Below are 17,538 nucleotides of genomic sequence, written 5' to 3'. Positions count from 1 at the left end.
CGCGGGCACGTTTCGGCCGCCGCCGAAGGATCTCGCTCCTAGCGTGGACCGCATGCACATCACCCGTCACGCCGAAGCCCTGGCGGTGCTCGCCGACCCCCGGTACGTGCCGCCGCCCGTGCGCCAGGACGCCCCCGAGGGGACGCTGGCCTGGCTGCGCGCCCACGTCTCGCGGTTCAGCTCCGGCGCGGAGCACGCCGAACGCCGCCGCCGCGTCGTCGAGCGGCTGGCCGCCCTGGACCCCGTACGCCTGCGCGCCGCCGCCAAGGCCGCGACCCTGGAGCGGCCCGGCGAGTGGCGTGCCGTGCCCACGCGGGTGCTCGGGGCCGCGCTCGGCGTCGCCGACACCACGCCGGTCGCCGCCGCGGCGGCCGGTTACCTGTCGGGCGAGGAGAGCCCGCAGGCGGACGCCGCCGTCGCCGCCCTCCTGGACCAGACCGACCTGCCGGCCGTCACCCTGCTGCTCCAGGGGCACGCCGCCACCGAGGCGCTGATCGCGGGCGCCCTGCCGCGGCTCGCCGAGCACGACGACGTGGAGGCGGTGCTGCGCGAGACGCTCCGGCACGATCCGCCGCTCAAGGTCACCCGCAGGCTGGACCTCCACAGCGGCGAGGAGGTGACCCTCGACCTGGTGGCCGCCAACCGCGACCCTGACGTCTTCCCCGATCCCGGCCGGTTCGACCCGGCGCGCGGCGAGACGCCGCATCTGACGTTCGGCGCCGGGGTGCGGCCCTGTCCGGCGCCCGCGTACGCGCTCGCGCTGGCCGCCGGCGTGCTGGAGGGGCTGCGGGAGGGTGAGCGCCCGTGAGCTTCCGCGACCTGCACCGCCCCGGCCAGCCGTTCCTGCTGCCGAACGCCTGGGACTACGGCTCGGCCGCCGCCCTGGCCGCGCTGGGCTTCCCGGCGATCGGCACCACGAGCCTCGGCGTGGCGGCCGTGCACGGCCGGCCGGACGCGGCCGGCGTCACCCGCGCCGAGACCGTCGAGCTGGCCGAGACCATCAAGGACCTCGGCGTGCTCGTCACCGTGGACATCGAGGGCGGCTTCAGCGACGACCCGGCCGAGGTGTCGGAGCTGGTGGCGAGCCTGGCCGCGCTGGGCGTGGCGGGGGTGAACCTCGAGGACGGCCGGCCGGACGGCACCCTGCGCCCGATCGGGCTGCACCAGGAGATCATCGAGGCGGCCAAGGGGCACGGCGTGTTCGTCAACGCCCGTACCGACACCTGCTGGCTGCGGACGGGCGACACGCTGGAGCGGGTGCGGGCGTACGCGCACGCCGACGGCGTCTTCGTGCCCGGCCTGACCGGACTGGACGCGATCGCCGAGGTGGCGGCGGCCACGCCGCTGCCGCTCAACGTGCTCCTCCAGCCGGACGGCCCCACGATGGCCGAGCTCGGCGCGGCCGGGGTGGCCCGGGTGAGCACGGGCTCGCTGCTCTACCGGGCCGCGCTCCAGGGGGCGCTGGCGGCGGCGCTCGCCGCCGAGGGCAGGCCCGCGCCCCGCGTCCCGACCTATGAGGAGACGGCCGCGCTGCTGCCGAGAACTGGATAATCGAGGCATGCGCTTCCAGATCCTGGGGCCCACCACGGTGCTGGGCGACGACGGCGAGCCCGTCGCGCTCGGCGGCCCCCGGGTGCGGGCGCTGCTCACCCTGCTGGCCCTGCACGCCGGCCGCGTCGTCGGGGCGGACCGGCTCGCCGCCGGCCTGTACGGCCCCGAGCCGCCCGAGGGCGTGGCCAACGCGCTGCAGTCCCAGGTGTCCCGGCTGCGCCGGGCGCTCGGCAGGGATCTGGTCGAGTTCCATCCGGCGGGCTACTGGCTGGCCGTCGAGCCGTCCGACGTGGACGCCCACCGCTTCGAGCGGCTGGCGGCGGCCGGTCGCCGGGCCCTCGCGGCCGGCGATCCCGGCCGTGCCGCCGGGCTGCTGCGCGAGGCGCTGGAGCTGTGGCGGGGCGCGCCGCTGGCCGACGCCCCGCACGCGGAGGACGCGGCGAGCGCGCTGGAGGAGCTGCGCCTCGCCGCGACGGAGGACCGGGTGCAGGCCGACCTGGACCTCGGGCGGCACCGGGAGCTCGCCGCCGAGCTGCGCGGCCTCGTCGCCGCCCATCCGCTGCGCGAGCGGCCGCGCGCCCAGCTCATGCGGGCGCTCTACGGCAGCGGCCGCCAGGCGGAGGCGCTGACCGTCTACGACGAGGCCAGGAGGTTGCTCGACGAGGAGCTGGGCGTCGCGCCCGGCCCCGAGCTGGCCGCCGCGCACCTGGCCGTGCTGCGGGCCGACCCCGCGCTCGGCGCGCCCGCTCCGGCCGCCCCGCAGCGGCAGGGGCTGCCCGCGCAGCTCACCAGCTTCGTCGGCCGGGACCGGGAGCTGGCCCAGGTGAGCGCGCGGCTGCGGGCAGACCGGCTGGTCACGCTGATCGGCCCCGGCGGGGCGGGCAAGACGCGGCTCGCGGTCGAGGCGGCCGGACAGGAGCCACAGGATGTCTGCTTCGTCCCGCTGGCCCCGGTCACCGAAGGCGCGGACGTGGCCGCCGCGGTGCTGGCCGCGCTCGACGTCCGCGACGCCCTGCGCCCCGCCGCCGACCGGCCGGTGAATCCGCTCACCCGCCTCGCGACCGCGCTCGCCGGGCGCGAGCTGCTGCTCGTGCTGGACAACTGCGAGCACCTGGTCGAGGCGACCGCCGAGCTGACCGATCTGCTGCTGGCCTCCTGCCCCGGCCTGCGGGTGCTGGTCACCGGGCGGGAGGCGCTGGGCATCACCGGCGAGTCGATCCTCCCGGTCGCGCCGCTGCGGCTGCCGCCGGCCGAGGCCGTCGAGCCGCTGGACTATCCGGCCGTGCGGCTGTTCGCCGACCGGGCCGGCGCGGTGTCCCCCGGTTTCGCGGTGAACGCGGTGAACGCGGCGCACGTCGTACGGATCTGCCGGGCGCTCGACGGGCTGCCGCTGGCGATCGAGCTGGCCGCGGCGCGGCTGCGGACGATGTCGGTGGCCGACGTGGCGGCGCGGCTGGACGACCGGTTCCGGCTGCTGGCCCGCGGCAGCCGTACGGCGCTGCCGCGCCACCAGACGCTGCGCGCGGTCGTGGCCTGGAGCTGGGACCTGCTGGACGCCGACGAGCAGCGCATGGCCCGGCGCTTCAGCGTGTTCGTGGGCGGGGCGCGCCCCGAGACGGCCGAGCGGGTGTGCGGGCTGCCGGAGGAGGTGCTGTTCTCGCTGGCGGAGAAGTCGCTGGTGGAGCGGGTGGACGGGCGCTACCGGATGCTGGCGACGATCCAGGCGTTCTGCGCGGAGCGGCTGGCCGAGTCGGGCGAGGTGGCGGCGGCCCGCGACGCCCACGCCGCCTGCTGCCTGGACCTCGTGCTCGCCGCCGACGAGCGGCTGCGCACCCGCGAGCAGCTGGAGTGGCTGGCCCGGCTCGACGAGGAGAGCGACGACGTCAACGCCGCCCTGCGCTGGGCCACCGAGACCGGCCAGGTCGAGACGGCGCTGCGGCTGCTCGCGCACTGCGCCTGCTACTGGTGGATGCGCGGTCACCGCGTCACCAGCGCCGACCTCGCGGCCACGCTGCTGCTCAGGCTCGGCGCGGCCGTCCCCGAAGGGCTGGAGGAGGAGTACGTGACCTGCGCGGTCGTCACCGCCTGGCGGGGCGAGGTCGGCGACGAGGTGCGCGACCTGATCGCCCACTCGCGCACGCTGCTGCCGTGGAACCACCTGCCGCGCCGGGTGGAGTTCCTGATGATGCTGCTGTCGATGTACAACGGGCCGCGCGGCGACTTCGAGCAGGCCTATCTCGACGTCCAGCGCACCATGGCCGGGCTCACGCCCTGGCCGCGGGCGCTGGCGTACGCGGGGGCGGCCTTCGTGCTGCAGGTGCTCGGCCGGGTGGAGGAGGCCGCGGGCCACTTCCACGAGAGCCTGGCCAGGTTCAAGGCGATCGGCGAGCGCTGGGGCACGGTGCTGGTGCTGTCCGGGCTCGGCACGCTCCACCAGGAGCAGGGGGACTACGCGACGGCGTACGCGCTGGCGGACGAGTCGCTGGCGATCGCCCGCGAGCTGAAGGCGACGACGGAGATCGCCGAGTCGCTGTGCCGGCGCGGCGACGCCCTGCAGTGCCTGGGCCGGCCGGAGGAGGCGCGGGCCGACTACCTGCCGGCCGCCGAGCTGGCCGGTCGCAACGGCTCGGTCGAGATCCTGGCCTGGGCGCTGCTCGGGCTCGCCGAGGTGGCGCTGCGCGGCGGCGCCACCGAGGAGGCGCGTAGCCTGCTGCTGCGGGCCCGCGCGGAGTGCCCGGACGACTGGTACAGCACGGCCGACACCCGCGCCCGCATCGCGGCGGCGCTGACCGAGCTCGACGGTCAGGTCAGCGGGGCGGTCAGCGACCGGTAGGCCCGCGGTCAGGGGCTCCCGTCACGCTGGCCCGCATGACGAACAAATGGTGGTGCCTGGCCGTCGCCTGCCTGGCCACTCTGCTGCTCTCGCTGGACCTGACGGTCCTGCACCTGGCGCTCCCCCGGCTGACCGCCGATCTCGGCGCGAGCTCCACCCAGCTCCTCTGGATCGGCGACGTGTACGGCTTCGCCCTCGCCGGCCTGCTGGTCACCATGGGCAACCTCGGCGACCGCATCGGCCGCAAGCGGCTGCTGTTGATCGGCGCCGCGGCGTTCGGCGCGGCCTCGGCGCTCACCGCGTACGCGACGAGCCCGGAGCTGCTGATCGCGGCCCGCGCGCTGCTCGGCGTGGCCGGTGCGACGATCATGCCGTCGACGCTGTCGATCGTCAGGAACGTCTTCACCGAGCCGGGCGAGCGCACCGCGGCCGTCGGCGTCTGGAGCGGGATGAGTGCGGCGGGCTTCGCCGTCGGCCCGGTCGTGGGCGGGCTGCTGCTGGACCACTTCTGGTGGGGCTCGGTGTTCCTGATGAACGTGCCGATCATGCTGCTCGTGCTGGTCGGCGGCGTGCTCGTGCTGCCCGAGTCGCGCAACCCGGCGGCGGGCCGGCTCGACCTCCTCAGCGCGGCCCTGTCCACGGCCGGGGTGATCGCGGTCGTCTACGCGGTCAAGGAGGCCGGGCACCAGGGCCTGGGGCACGAGAACGTGCTGGTCGCGGGCGTGGGCGGGGTGGCGTTGCTGGGCCTGTTCGCCTGGCGGCAGGCGCGGCTGCCCGAGCCGCTGATCGACGTGCGGCTCTTCGCCCGGCGGGCGTTCAGCGCGTCGATCGTGACGAACCTGCTGGCGATCTTCGCCATGTCGGCCATGATGCTGATGTTCGCCTGGTATCTGCAGCTCGTGCTGGGCTGGTCGCCGCTGCAGGCGGGGCTGGCGCAGCTCCCTGGCGGGCTGGCCGGCGCGGCCGGCGGCGTGCTCGCGGCCGGGCTGATCCGGCGTCTCGGCCGGGGCGGTGTGGTCGCGCTGGGCCTGGCCATGCAGGCGGGTGCGTTCCTCTACTACACGACGCTCGGCCTGGAGCTGACCTACGTGACGCTGCTGCCCGCGATGGTGATCGGCGGCGTGGGCGTCGGTTTCGCCTTCACCGTGAACAACGACAACGTGCTGGCCACCGCGCCCAGGGAGCGCGCCGGGGCGGCGGCCGCGGTGTCGGAGACCGCGTTCGAGCTGGGGGCGGCGCTCGGCATCGCCATCCTCGGCACCGTGCTCACCAGCACCTACCGGGCCAGCCTGGAGCTGCCCGCCGGGGTCGCCGGGGAGGAGGCCGGGGAGTCGATCGCGGGGGCCGCCCGCGTGGCCGCGACGCTGCCCGCCGAGCAGGCCGGGGCGCTCATGCGGGCGGCGCGGGAGGCGTTCCTCGCCGGTGTGCACGTGACGTCGCTGGTCACCGGCGTGCTGCTGGCCGCGGTCGCGGTGCTGGCGCTGGTGGGCCTGCGCGGCGTGCCGAAGGAGATCCCGGAGGAGGTGCTGACCGCCCGCGCCTGAGCCGCGGGGTCACGGGAGGGGGTTGGTCGGGCAGGGGCGGCGGACGGTCGGGGTGAGGCCGTCCCAGCGGGTGCCGATCATGCGGGCCACGCCCTCGACGGTCTCGATGCCCGCCCCGTCCCCCGGCTGCAGGTCGGTCTGCACCGACAGCAGCAGGTCCCGTCCCGGCCCGGCGATCCTGCCGTAGCTGCTGACGGCCCAGGTGCCGTGGACGAACGGGCGGGGCGCCCAGCCGTTCTTGAGCGCCACCCGGTCGCCGCGCCGCGCCGCCGCGCTGACGCCCCACGTCTGGTCCTCCTGGACGCGTCCCATCAGGCCGAGCACCAGGTGCCGGTCCGCGGCGCTCAGTCCGCGGCCGCCCTTGACCAGCACCTTCAGCAGCCGGATGCGGTCGGACGGGCTGCTGGTGGTGCCGCCCCAGTAGATGCCCCGCCCCGGCGTGGTGTGGCGCAGCCCGATCCGCCGGTAGAACGCGCTCATCGCGCCGCTCCCGCCGATCCGCGCCCACATGACGTCGGCGGCGCGGTTGTCGCTTTCCGTGATCATGCGTACGGCCAGGTCGCGCTCGTCCTCGTCGAGCCTGCCCGCGCGGCGGGCCAGCAGCGCCATGACGATGTCCACCTTGGCGCCGCTGGCCGTGATCAGCTCGTCGCGATGCCGGCCGTATCCCAGCGTGACCCCGCTGACCAGGTCGTGGACCGCGTAGACGATCCGGCCGGGGCGGCGCGCGAGGTAGCGGGCGATGTCGTCGGCGAGCCGGGCCCTGGCCAGGCGCGCGCCCCGTACGTCGGGAAAGCTCATGACGCAGCGGGCGACCTTGACGGCCGGCGGCGCGGCGGGCAGGACCTGGCCCTGCCGGCTCCCGCAGCCACCGGCCAGCAGCAGCACGCCGACACCGGCGACCAGCCTCGCGCGCACCTCGCGACCCCCACTTCGGTGGTGTTGGGGGTCGCCAGGCATCATGCCCGAGAGATCAGGAGTCGAACCCCAGCCCCATCCTGTCGAGCGTGCGCAGCCACAGGTTGCGCCTGCCCTGGTGCTGGTCGGCCTGGGCGATCGACCAGCGGGTGACCTGGATGACGCCCGAGCGCACCGGCTCCGGCGGGAACGGGACCGGCTTCTCCTTCACCATGCGCAGCTCGGTCCGCTCGGTCGGCTCACCCGACAGCAGGTCGAGCATGACGTTCGCGCCGAAGCGGGTGGCGCCCACGCCCATGCCCGTGTAGCCGACGCCGTAGGCCAGCCGCCCGCCGTGGGCCTGGCCGTAGAAGGCGCTGAAGCGGCTGCAGGTGTCGATCACGCCGCCCCACCGGTGGGTGAAGCGCACCTCGTCGAGCTGCGGGAAGGTGTCGTAGAAGTGCTGGGCGAGGGTCACGAACGTCTCGTCGCGCTGGTCGTACTCGGGCTTGACCAGGCCGCCGTTGTAGTAGACGGCGTCGTAGCCGCCCCACAGGATGCGGTTGTCGTCGGTGAGGCGGTAGTAGTGGAAGCGGTTGCCCGAGTCGCCCACGCCCTGCCGGTTGCGCCAGCCGACCGCGGCGAGCTGGTCGCCGGTCAGCGGCTCGGTCATCAGCGCGTAGTCGTAGACGGGGACCACGAAGTGCTTGAGCCGGCGCAGCAGCGGCGGGAAGACGCCGGTGCCGAGCGCCACCTTGGCCGCGCTGACCCCGCCGTACGGGGTGCGCAGCTCGATGCGTACGCCGTCGTCGCGCAGCGAGCGCACCGGGGAGCGCTCGTGCACCCGCACCCCGACCCGCAGGCACGCCTCGCGCAGCCCCCACGCCAGCCGCGCCGGGTCGAGCATCGCGCAGCCGCTGCGCTCCCAGAGCCCGCCGAGGTAGGTGGGCGAGTTCACCTCCGCCCGCACCTGCTCCTGGTCCAGGGGCACGTAGTCGAGCCCCAGGTCCGAGATGAGGTCCAGGTGCTCGCCCAGGGCGTCGAGCTGCCAGGGCTCGGTGGCCACGTGCAGCTCGCCGGTGCGTTCGAAGGAGCAGTCGACGCCGTAGCGCTCCAGCGTGGCCTCGATCTCGTCGAGGTTCGCCACGCCCATGCGCTCCAGGCGCCCGATGTCGTCCGGCCACCGCTCCAGGCCGTTGGCCAGGCCGTGGGTGAGGGTCGCCATGCAGAACCCGCCGTTGCGGCCGGTGGCCGCCCAGCCGATCCGGCGGCCTTCCAGCAGGACGACGTCCAGTGATGGGTCGCGTTCCTTGGCCATCAGCGCGGTCCACAGACCGGAGAAACCGCCGCCGACGACGGCCAGGTCGGCGGTGGTGTGATCGGTGAGCCGCGGTCGCGGCTCGGGTCTGGCCGGGCTGTCCAGCCAGTACGGCTTGCGCTCCGCGTCAGCAAGCGCCTTCAGCGGATCCACAAATCCCACTTCCCTACGAAGGTCAGGTGTCTCAGTTGCGGCGCCGCGCCGCGATCGCGTTGCCGATCGCGACCAGCACCCCTATGCCGAAGATCAGCGTACCCATGACGTTCACCTGGGGCGGGATTCCCGTCTTCACCGCACCCACGATCCACAGCGGGAACGTCACGGTCGAGCCGTTGACGAAGCTGGTGACCACGTAGTCGTCGATCGACAGCGCGAACGACAGCATCGCCCCCGCCGCCACGCCCGGCATGATCGACGGCAGCGTGACCTGCCGGAACGTGCCCCACGCCGTCGCCCCGAGATCCCGCGCGGCCTCCTCCAGCGACGGGTCGAGCCCGACGACCCGTGCCCGTACGGTGACGACCACGAAGGACAGCGAGAACAGCACGTGCGCGACGATGATCGTGACGGAGTCGCGCGGCACGTTCCCCGAGACGAACAGCGACAGCAGCGAGGCGCCCATGACCAGCTCGGGCGTGGAGATCGCGGCGAAGACCAGGAAGTTCGTCGCGCCGAGACCGCGGAAGCGGTGCCGGCCGAGCGCGAGGCCCAGCATGGTGCCGATCACGACCGTGACGGCCGTGCTGGCCACCGCGATGACCAGCGTGTTCCTCAGCGCCGTGGTCAGGTCGGCGATCTCGAACAGCTCGCCGTACCAGCGGAGGGTGAACCCCTGCCAGGTCGTGTTGGACTTGCTCTGCTTGTCGTTGAAGCCGAACAGGACCATCACCGCGATCGGCGACGACAGCCACACGATGACGAGCCAGGTCCAGACGTGCAGCAGCCGGTCGCCCAGCCGGATGCCCCTCATCGGGCCGCCGCCTCGAGGACGTTCTCCGTGCCGAGCACGCGGGCGTAGACGAAGATGCCCACGAGCAGCACCCCCATCAACGTGAACGACAGCGCCGAGGCCGTCGGGTAGTCGAGGTTGGTGAGGTACTCGGTCTGGATGATGTTGCCGATCATGGTGTTGGCGGTGCCGCCGAGGATGGCCGCGTTGACCGGGTCCGCCGTGGCGGGCACGAACGTCATCAGCACCCCGGCGAACACCCCGGGCAGCGACAGCGGCAGCACCACCCGGCGGAAGGCCGCGGCGCGGGTCGCGTAGAGGTCCTGGGCCGCCTCCACCACCCGCGGGTCCACGCGCTCCAGCGCCACGTAGATCGGCAGGATCATGAACGGCAGCCAGTTGTAGGTCAGGCCGCCCACCACGGCGAACGTGGTGGCCAGCACGTGGAAGTCGGCGGGCAGGAGCCCCCAGCCCTTCAGCGTCCCGAACAGGATGCCGTTGTCCGCCAGCAGGAAGTTCCACGAGATCGTCCGCAGCACGAACGACACGAAGAACGGCAGCAGGAGCAGGAACAGGTAGACCGACTTGCGCCGACCGCCCTTGAAGGCGATCCAGTACGCCACCGGGTAGCCGATGACCAGCATCGCCACCGTCGCCATCCCGCCGTACAGCAGGGACCGGACGAACTGGGTGCCGTAGCGGCCGAGGGCGTCGGTGTAGTTGGAGACGGCGAACGTCATCGCGTAGCCGTCGATGGCGTTGCCGGTCTGCAGCGACACCGACGCCATGGCCGCCATGGGCACGACCAGGAAGATCGCCAGCCACATCCAGCCCGGCAGCGCCAGCAGGTAGGGGGTGAGCCGCCGCATCGTCTAGGCCTGGGTGACGGACTGGAAGATCGGGTTGAAGACCTGCTGCTGCTTGTTGTCGAGCGGCGTGTAGCCGCGCAGCCGGGCGTAGTCGGCCTCGGTCGGGAACATGAGCGGGCTGTCGGCCATCTGCTCCAGCGCCTTCTTGTCCTCGCCCTGGGCGGTCTTCGCCTTCTCCCGCAGCAGGTCCTGCACCGCCGGGACCGGGGTGACGAACTGGATGAACTCATCCAGCTCGGCGGCCACGGCCGGCTGGTAGAGGTAGTCCATCAGCATCAGCGCGTCCAGCGGGTTGGCGGCGCCCTTGGGGATGAGCATGTTGTCGGTCCAGATCGTGCCGCCCTCCTCGGGCACCACGAACTTGACCGGCTCGCCCGCGAGCTGGCGCTGGAAGACGTCGCCCGACCAGGCCATGGTGATCCAGATGTCGCCCTTGGCCACGGCGTCGATGTAGCTCTGGTCGTAGTACTTGCGCACCAGGCCGTTGTCGCGCTGCTCCTTGAGCTTGTCGCCGGCCTTCTTCCAGTCGGCCTCGGTCGACTTCTCCGGGTCGATGCCGAGGGCGAACATCCCGAAGTTGCCGATCTCCTGCGCGTCGGCCATCATGCCGATCCGGCCCTTGTACTTCGGGTCGAACAGCGCCTGGATGCTGGTGATGTCGTCCTTGACGTACTTCGTGTTGTACGCGATCCCGGTCACGCCCGAGGTGTAGGGCACGGTGTACTTGTTGCCGGGGTCGTAGGCGCGTTCCTTGTACTTCTGGCCGGCGTTGGCCGCGAAGTTCGGCAGCTTGGAGTGGTCGAGCGGCACGCAGTAGCCCAGCTCGATCATGTGCTGGAGCTGGATGCCGTTGGTCATGACGACGATGTCGTAGCCCAGCGGCTGGCCGGCGCGGAGCACGGGGTCGGCCTTGCCGAAGAAGTCCGCGTTCTCCTGGATGACTTCCTTGTACTCGTAGGAGATGCCGGTGTCCTTGGCGAACTTCTCCAGAGGGCCCTTGTCCTCGGGCATGTACTCCGGCCAGTTGGCGAAGACCACCTTGCCGTTCTTGGTCTGCTTGGACCAGAAGTCCTGGACCTCGTCGGCCTTGGGCGGCGCGGCCTTCTGGCCCTGCACGCCGCAGGCGGCGAGCGCGAGGCCGGCGGCCGACAGGCCCGCGAGCCGGAACGCCTCACGGCGCGGCAGTCCGTGGCGAGGGAGGGGGAGACGGGGGTTCATGGCCTGCTATCAACTTCCAATCACGTACGAGTGCTGCGCCTGCCAGGACAGCCACACGGAGTCGCCCCGCTCCGCCGTGGCCGTCGCGTCATGGGCGTTCTGCTGGAACACCGTCATCTCGGCCCCGTCGGCGAGACGCACGGCATAGCTGTTGTAGGTGCCGAGGTAGACCACCTCGGAGACGGTGCCGGCCAGCGCGCTGAGTCCCGCCTCCGGCGCGTCCGTGCCGATGGTGATCTTCTCGGGGCGTACGGTGACCGTCACCTCGCCGTCCTGGCCGGGCACCAGCACGCGGCCGTCGCCGATCCGCAGCTCGCCCGCGCTGGCGGTCCCGGTGAGCAGGTTGGAGGTCCCGATGAAGCCGGCCACGAAGGGCGTCGCCGGCCGCTCGTAGATCTCCCGCGGCCCGCCGAGCTGCTCGACCAGGCCGTCGTTCATGACCGCGATGCGGTCGCTCATGGTCAGCGCCTCGTTCTGGTCGTGCGTCACGTACACGAACGTGATGCCGACCTCACGCTGGATGCGCTTGAGCTCGATCTGCATGGCCTGGCGCAGTTTGAGGTCGAGCGCGCCGAGCGGCTCGTCGAGCAGCAGCGCCCGCGGCCGGTTGACCAGCGCCCTGGCCAGCGCCACCCGCTGCTGCTGGCCGCCGGACATCTCGCGCGGCCGGCGCTTCTCCCTGCCGACCAGGTCGACGATCTCCAGGATGTCGCCGACCCGCCGCCTGATCTCCTCCTGCGGGGTCTTGCGCTGCTTCAGCCCGAAGGCCACGTTGTCCCAGACGCTCATGTGCGGGAAGAGCGCGTAGGACTGGAAGACCATGTTGACGTCGCGCTTGTTGGGCGGGACGTTCGTGACGTCCTGGCCGTGCAGCTTGACCAGCCCCTTGGAGGGCGCCTCGAAGCCGGCGATCATCCGCATGGTCGTGGTCTTGCCGCAGCCGGACGGGCCGAGGAGGGAGAAGAACTCCCCCTCCTCGATGTCCAGCGAGACGCCCTTGACGGCACGGACGAGCTCGCCGTGCGCGTGATATTCCTTGACGACGTCCTCAAGCTCGATGGCGCTGGTCATCAGCGCTATTCACCGATGTAGTGCATGACGTGCTTGACCCTCGTGTAGTCGTGCAGGCCGAAGACCGACAGGTCCTTGCCGTAGCCGGAGTGCTTGAAGCCGCCGTGCGGCATCTCGGAGACGAACGGGATGTGCGTGTTGACCCAGACGACGCCGAAGTCGAGGCGGTTGGACATCCGCATCGCGCGGCCGTGGTCGGAGGTCCAGACCGAGCCGCTCAGGCCATAGCGGACGTCGTTGGCCTTGGCCAGCGCGTCGGCCTCGTCGGTGAAGGTCTGGACGGTGATGACCGGGCCGAAGACCTCGTTCTGCACCATCTCGTCGTCCTGCTTGAGGCCGTCCACGACGGTGGGGGCGAAGAAGTAGCCCCGGTCGCCGACGCGGTGGCCGCCGGTGAGGACCTTGGCGTGCGCCGGGACCCGGTCGATGAAGCCCTGGACGCGGGCGAGCTGGTTCTCGTTGTTGAGCGGGCCGTAGAGCGCGTCCTCGTTCGACAGGTCGCCGGTGACGGTGGCGGCCGCGGCCTCGCTCAGCGCGGCCACGAACTCGTCGTGCACGCTCTCCTGCACGAGCACCCGGCAGGCGGCCGTGCAGTCCTGGCCGGCGTTGTAGAGGCCGGCCGTGGCGATGTCGGCGGCGGCCTTGGCGAGGTCCTTGACGTCCTCGAAGACCACGACCGGGGCCTTGCCGCCCAGCTCCAGGTGCACCCGCTTGAGGTCGTCGGCGGCGCTCTTGGCGACCGACATGCCCGCGCCGACCGAGCCCGTGATCGCGACCATGGACGCGGTCGGGTGGCCGACGACGAGCGCGCCGGTCTCACGGTCGCCGGTGACGACGTTGAAGACGCCGGCCGGCAGCACCTCGCCGAGGATCTCGGCGAGCTTGAGCGTGGAGACCGGGGTGGTGTCGGACGGCTTGAGCACGATCGTGTTGCCCGCCGCGAGCGCCGGGGCGATCTTCCATACCGCCATCATCATCGGGTAGTTCCAGGGCGTGACCTGGCCGATGACGCCGATCGGCTCGTGCCGGATGACGCTCGTGTGCTCGGCGAGGAACTCGCCGGCCGTCGGGCCCTCCAGCGTGCGGGCCGCGCCCGCGAAGAAGCGGAAGTGGTCGGCGGCGACCGGGGTCTCGTCCTCGGCCATGCGGGCGCGCGGCTTGCCGGTGTTGCGGCACTCGGCCTCGTTGATCTCGTCGGCCCGCGCCTCGATGGCGTCGGCGACCTTCAGCAGCAGGTTGGCCCGCTCGCCCGGTGTGGTCCTGCCCCACGAGTCGAACGCGGCGGCCGCGGCGGCGTAGGCGGCGTCGACGTCCTCGATGCCCGAGATCGGGGCCTGGACGTACGCCTCGCCCGTGCAGGGATCGATGATGTCGGAGAATCGGTCGCTCTTGGCGTCCACGAACTCCCCGTTGACGAAGTTCTGCAGACGGGTGGTCAAGGTGACCTCCTCGTGAGGTGGCTGAAGATGCCGCGACTCTTACAGAGTGGAAGCATCCGGACAAGGGATTTCGTGGTGAAGATACCAAATTGCTACGAATTCGCTTGACAGACCGCCAGGAACTGACAACATGTCGCACCAGGACGGCAATCAAGCGGGAACGCCCCCGTAACGCCGGACCGCTAGGAGGATTCCCTTCGATGACGTCGCCGCCCCGCGTCCGCCGCAGCAATCCGGCCCAGGGTCCCGTCGTGCTCGACGAGCTGTCCAAGCAGATCATCGAGCAGCTCCAGGCGGACGGGCGGATGCCGTACGCGGCGATCGGCAAGGCAGTCGGGCTCTCCGAGGCCGCCGTGCGCCAGCGCGTGCAGCGGTTACAGGAGGCCGGCGTCATGCAGATCGTCGCGGTGACCGACCCCCTCACCCTGGGCTTCCCCCGGCAGGCGATGATCGGGGTCAACTGTGAGGGCGACCTGGACTCGGTCGCCGACGAGCTGGCCGCGATCGAGGAGATCGACTACGTCGTGCTCACCGCGGGCTCGTTCGACGTCATCGTCGAGGTGGTGTGCGAGGGCGACGGTCACCTGCTGGAGATCCTCAGCAAGATCCGCGCCATCCCCGCCGTGCGGGCCACGGAGTCGTTCGTGTACCTGAAGCTGCGCAAGCAGTCCTACTCCTGGGGCACGCGCTGACCCAGGCGGGCCACCGCGCGGACGGGAGCGCCGTCCGCGCCGGCCAGCCTGATCGGGAACAGTGACACCTCGATCGACCGGCCGCTCTCCTGCGCCTGGAGCAGGCTGTCGAGGCCGGTCAGGTTCTCGGCGATGACCGCGTGCGCGCCGCACAGCACCCGGTGGGCGGCGAAGTCGGCGGCCGGCGTGGGGTCCACGCTCAGCGCGTCGATCCCGACCGTACGGACGCCCCGCTCCACCAGCAGCTCCGCCGCCTCCTCCGACAGGTAGGGGTGCTCCAGGTAGGCGGCGCTCCCCCAGTGCGCCGACCAGCCGGTGGCGACCAGCACGACCGTGCCCGCGCGCACCTCTCGGAAGGCCGCCGCGCCGATGCCCGACCGGGGCGCGAGGCCCCGGGCGTCCACCACCGTCGCCGGGCCGGCGAACCGGTCGAGCGGCAGGTCGTCCAGCCTGGGGAGCCCGTCGCCGAAGTGGTACGGCGCGTCCACGTGGGTGCCGGACTGGGAGCCCATGTGGACGGACAGCACGTTGACGCCGTCGCGGGCCATGGTGAGCGCCGGGCCGATCGAGACCTCGGGGTCGCCCGGATAGACGGGCATCCCGGTCTCGACCGGCACCGACAGGTCGACGAGTTCCGTCATGGGGCAACCGGCTCCGTCGCCGCCGGCCGCGCGTCGATGATCGGCGGCACCGGGGTGTCGGCCGAGCGGACCAGACGCGGGCCACGCGGCCCGTAGACCTCGCGCGGCTCGGGGAAGGCGGTCAGCAGCGCCAGGTAGAGCAGCGCGGCGACGGCCAGCCCGACGGGCAGCGAGATGTCCACGCCGCCGGCCAGCTCGCCGAGCGGGCCGACGAACTGCCCCGGCAGGTTGACGAACGACAGCGCCAGCGCCGCCGAGGCCAGCCAGGCGGACATGCCCCGCCAGTTCCAGCCGTGGGTGAACCAGTAGCGGCCGCCGCGCTGACGGCGGTTGAAGACCTGCAGGGCGTCGGCGTCGTACCAGCCGCGCCGCGTGACGTAGCCGAGCATCATGATCACCATCCACGGGGCGGTGCAGGTGATGATGAGCGTGGCGAACGTCGAGATGCTCTGCGTCAGGTTCGCGGCGAAGCGGCCGACGAAGATGAACACGATCGACAGCGTACCGATGAAGACCGTGGCCTGCACGCGGCTGAACCGCGGGAACACGCTGGAGAAGTCCAGGCCGGTGCCGTAGAGGGAGGTGCTGCCCGTGGACATGCCGCCGATGAGCGCGATCAGGCAGACCGGGACGAAGTACCAGGCGGGCGAGATCGCCAGCAGGCCGCCGACGTAGTTGGGTGCGGCCGGGTCCACGTACTGCGCCGCCTTGGACGCGATGATCGAGGCGGTGGACAGGCCGAAGAAGAACGGCAGGATCGTGGCGATCTGCGACATGAACGCCGCCGTCATCACCTTCTTGCGCGGCGTGTCCGCCGGGATGTACCGCGACCAGTCGCCGAGGAAGGCGCCGAAGGAGACCGGGTTCGACAGCACGATGAGCGCCGCGCCGATGAACGACGGCCAGAACAGCGGGTCACCGGCCGCGAGCGTGCCCGGGTAGGACGGGTCGAAGTCGCCGGCGAAGGCGAAGATCCCCAGCACGAACAGCAGCGACGCCGCCGCCACCGCGATCTTGTTGACGAACAGCATGAAGCGGAAGCCGTACACGCAGACGACCAGGACGAGGGCGGCGAAGATGCCGTACGCGACCGCGTACGACACGTCCACGTCCGGCAGCCCGACCAGCCGGTGCGCGCCGCCCACGAGCGCGTCCCCCGACGACCACACCGAGATCGAGAAGAACGCGATCGCGGTCAGCAGCGACAGGAACGAGCCCACGACCCGCCCGTGCACGCCCAGGTGGGCCGAGGACGACACGGCGTTGTTGGTGCCGTTGAGCGGCCCGAACAGCGACAGCGGCGCCAGGATCATCGACCCCACCACCAGCCCGAGCACGGTCGCGGCCAGCCCCTGCCAGAACGACAGGCCGAACAGGATGGGGAAGGCCCCGAGCACGCAGGTCGCGAACGTGTTCGCGCCGCCGAAGGCCACCCGGAACAGGTCGAGCGGGCGCGCCGTCCGGTCGGCGTCCGGGATGCGCTCGACCCCGTAGGTCTCGATCTCGGTGAGGGTGTTGCTCATGTCTGCTTCTCCTGCCGCAACGCCAGCAAGCTGACGAGGTCGTAGGCCACGTGGGAGGCGGCGACCGAAGTGATCTCCGCGTGGTCGTAGGCCGGGGCCACCTCGACGACGTCGGCCCCGATCAGGTCGCAACCGGCGAGTCCGCGCAGGATCTCCAGCAGCTCGCGGCTGGTGAGCCCGCCGGCCTCCGGGGTGCCGGTGCCGGGGGCGTGGGCGGGGTCGAGCACGTCGATGTCGACCGAGACGTACAGCGGGCGCCCGCCGATGCGCTGCCGCAGCACGTCGATCACCTCGTCCAGGCCGCGCCGCAGCACGTCGGCGGCGGTCAGGATGCCGAACCCGAGCCGCCGGTCGTCCTCCAGGTCCTTCTTGCCGTACAGGGGGCCGCGGGTGCCGACGTGGCTCAGCGCCTCGGTGTCGACCAGCCCCTCCTCCACCGCCCGCCGGAACGGCGTGCCGTGCGTGTACTCCGCCCCGAAGTAGGTGTCCCAGGTGTCGAGGTGCGCGTCGAAGTGCAGCACCGCGAGCGGGCCGTGCTTCCGCGCGGCGGCCCGCAGCAGCGGCAGCGCGATGGTGTGGTCGCCGCCGATGGTGACGAGCCGGGCGTCGATCGAGCCCGCCGCCTCCTCGATCGCCTCGATGGCCGCGCCGATGTCGAACGGGTTCGCCGCGATGTCACCGGCGTCGGCCACCTGCACCCGCTCGAACGGCGACACGTCGAGCCCCGGGTGGTACGGCCGCAGCAGCCGGGACGCCTCCCGGACGGCGGCGGGACCGAACCTGGCCCCCGGCCGGTAGGACACGCCGCTGTCGAACGGCACGCCCACGACCGCGACGTCGGCCCGCTCCACCTGGTCGAGGCGGGGCAGGCGGGCGAAGGTGGCGGGCCCGGCGAATCGCGGGACCCGGGAGGAGTCGACGGGGCCGATAGTCATGCCGACAGTGTTCGTCATGCCTCTGACCTGCGGCAATTGTAGTGGGCACGAAGTAATA

15 protein-coding genes are annotated in these 17,538 nt (G+C 72.2%); 5 read left to right on the top strand and 10 right to left on the bottom strand.

All coding sequences use genetic code 11. The features are described from left to right. The first annotated feature begins 52 nt into the window (after window positions 1–52). From ACBR40_RS44785 to ACBR40_RS44770, 4 genes are read left to right on the top strand one after another with little or no spacing between them, the layout of a single operon-like run. Entirely contained in the window at window positions 53–808 is a 756-nt protein-coding gene (locus ACBR40_RS44785) for a cytochrome P450 (protein ID WP_371252654.1), read from the top strand. Then, the gene (locus ACBR40_RS44780) at window positions 805–1,551 is read left to right on the top strand and encodes an isocitrate lyase/phosphoenolpyruvate mutase family protein (RefSeq protein WP_371252653.1); all 747 of its coding nucleotides are present in this window, start codon (window positions 805–807) and stop codon (window positions 1,549–1,551) included. Before ACBR40_RS44785 ends, ACBR40_RS44780 begins: the two co-directional genes overlap by 4 nt. Before the next feature lie 7 nt (window positions 1,552–1,558). Beyond that, window positions 1,559–4,384, top strand: coding sequence for a BTAD domain-containing putative transcriptional regulator (locus ACBR40_RS44775; RefSeq protein WP_371252652.1), 2,826 nt, complete (start codon window positions 1,559–1,561; stop codon window positions 4,382–4,384). A gap of 35 nt (window positions 4,385–4,419) precedes the next feature. After that, complete coding sequence (locus tag ACBR40_RS44770) at window positions 4,420–5,928, top strand: MFS transporter (RefSeq protein ID WP_371252651.1); 1,509 nt, start codon at window positions 4,420–4,422, stop codon at window positions 5,926–5,928. Window positions 5,929–5,937: 9 nt separating this feature from the next. Here ACBR40_RS44770 and ACBR40_RS44765 read toward each other — a convergent pair whose 3' ends face one another. Genes ACBR40_RS44765 through ACBR40_RS44735 form a run of 7 tightly spaced genes read right to left on the bottom strand, consistent with a single transcriptional unit; the run spans window position 5,938 to window position 13,689 of the window. Next, window positions 5,938–6,846 (bottom strand): serine hydrolase, encoded by a 909-nt coding sequence (locus ACBR40_RS44765; protein ID WP_371252650.1) that lies wholly within the window; start codon window positions 6,844–6,846, stop codon window positions 5,938–5,940. A gap of 55 nt (window positions 6,847–6,901) precedes the next feature. Further along, a complete protein-coding gene (locus ACBR40_RS44760) occupies window positions 6,902–8,296 on the bottom strand; it encodes an FAD-dependent oxidoreductase (protein WP_364448529.1) in 1,395 nt (464 codons plus the stop codon). Between the two features lie 31 nt (window positions 8,297–8,327). Beyond that, window positions 8,328–9,113 (bottom strand): ABC transporter permease, encoded by a 786-nt coding sequence (locus ACBR40_RS44755; RefSeq protein WP_371252649.1) that lies wholly within the window; start codon window positions 9,111–9,113, stop codon window positions 8,328–8,330. Then, window positions 9,110–9,961 carry an ABC transporter permease gene (locus tag ACBR40_RS44750; protein ID WP_344219992.1) on the bottom strand — a complete coding sequence of 284 codons (852 nt, stop codon included), beginning with the start codon at window positions 9,959–9,961 and terminating at the stop codon, window positions 9,110–9,112. Before ACBR40_RS44750 ends, ACBR40_RS44755 begins: the two co-directional genes overlap by 4 nt. A gap of 3 nt (window positions 9,962–9,964) precedes the next feature. Continuing rightward, on the bottom strand, window positions 9,965–11,179 hold the full coding sequence (locus ACBR40_RS44745) for a spermidine/putrescine ABC transporter substrate-binding protein (RefSeq protein ID WP_344219990.1): 1,215 nt from the start codon (window positions 11,177–11,179) through the stop codon (window positions 9,965–9,967). A 9-nt stretch (window positions 11,180–11,188) separates the two neighbouring features. Continuing rightward, window positions 11,189–12,250 carry an ABC transporter ATP-binding protein gene (locus ACBR40_RS44740; protein ID WP_344219988.1) on the bottom strand — a complete coding sequence of 354 codons (1,062 nt, stop codon included), beginning with the start codon at window positions 12,248–12,250 and terminating at the stop codon, window positions 11,189–11,191. A gap of 5 nt (window positions 12,251–12,255) precedes the next feature. Next, window positions 12,256–13,689 (bottom strand): gamma-aminobutyraldehyde dehydrogenase, encoded by a 1,434-nt coding sequence (locus tag ACBR40_RS44735; protein WP_371252648.1) that lies wholly within the window; start codon window positions 13,687–13,689, stop codon window positions 12,256–12,258. 200 nt (window positions 13,690–13,889) lie between these two features. Between ACBR40_RS44735 and ACBR40_RS44730 the strand changes: the two genes are divergently transcribed. Continuing rightward, window positions 13,890–14,381, top strand: a complete 492-nt coding sequence (locus tag ACBR40_RS44730; protein ID WP_344219984.1) for an Lrp/AsnC family transcriptional regulator — start codon at window positions 13,890–13,892, stop codon at window positions 14,379–14,381. On the opposite strand, the gene ACBR40_RS44725 is transcribed toward ACBR40_RS44730, so the two are convergent. The 3 genes from ACBR40_RS44725 to speB are packed head-to-tail and all read right to left on the bottom strand — an operon-like array spanning window position 14,360 to window position 17,480. Continuing rightward, window positions 14,360–15,022: a cyclase family protein gene (locus ACBR40_RS44725; protein ID WP_371252647.1), complete on the bottom strand. Its 663-nt coding sequence runs from the start codon at window positions 15,020–15,022 to the stop codon at window positions 14,360–14,362. The genes ACBR40_RS44730 and ACBR40_RS44725 overlap by 22 nt on opposite strands. Next, complete coding sequence (locus tag ACBR40_RS44720) at window positions 15,019–16,545, bottom strand: cytosine permease (protein WP_371252646.1); 1,527 nt, start codon at window positions 16,543–16,545, stop codon at window positions 15,019–15,021. Before ACBR40_RS44720 ends, ACBR40_RS44725 begins: the two co-directional genes overlap by 4 nt. Further along, window positions 16,542–17,480, bottom strand: a complete 939-nt coding sequence (gene speB / locus ACBR40_RS44715) for an agmatinase (RefSeq protein ID WP_344219978.1) — start codon at window positions 17,478–17,480, stop codon at window positions 16,542–16,544. Before speB ends, ACBR40_RS44720 begins: the two co-directional genes overlap by 4 nt. Window positions 17,481–17,538 lie beyond the last annotated feature (58 nt).

It is taken from the genome of Nonomuraea sp. AD125B (assembly GCF_041402765.1).
GTDB lineage: Bacteria > Actinomycetota > Actinomycetes > Streptosporangiales > Streptosporangiaceae > Nonomuraea > Nonomuraea bangladeshensis.
The sequence above is the reverse complement of the archived record's forward strand: the minus strand, read 5'-3'. Positions and strand labels throughout refer to the sequence as shown.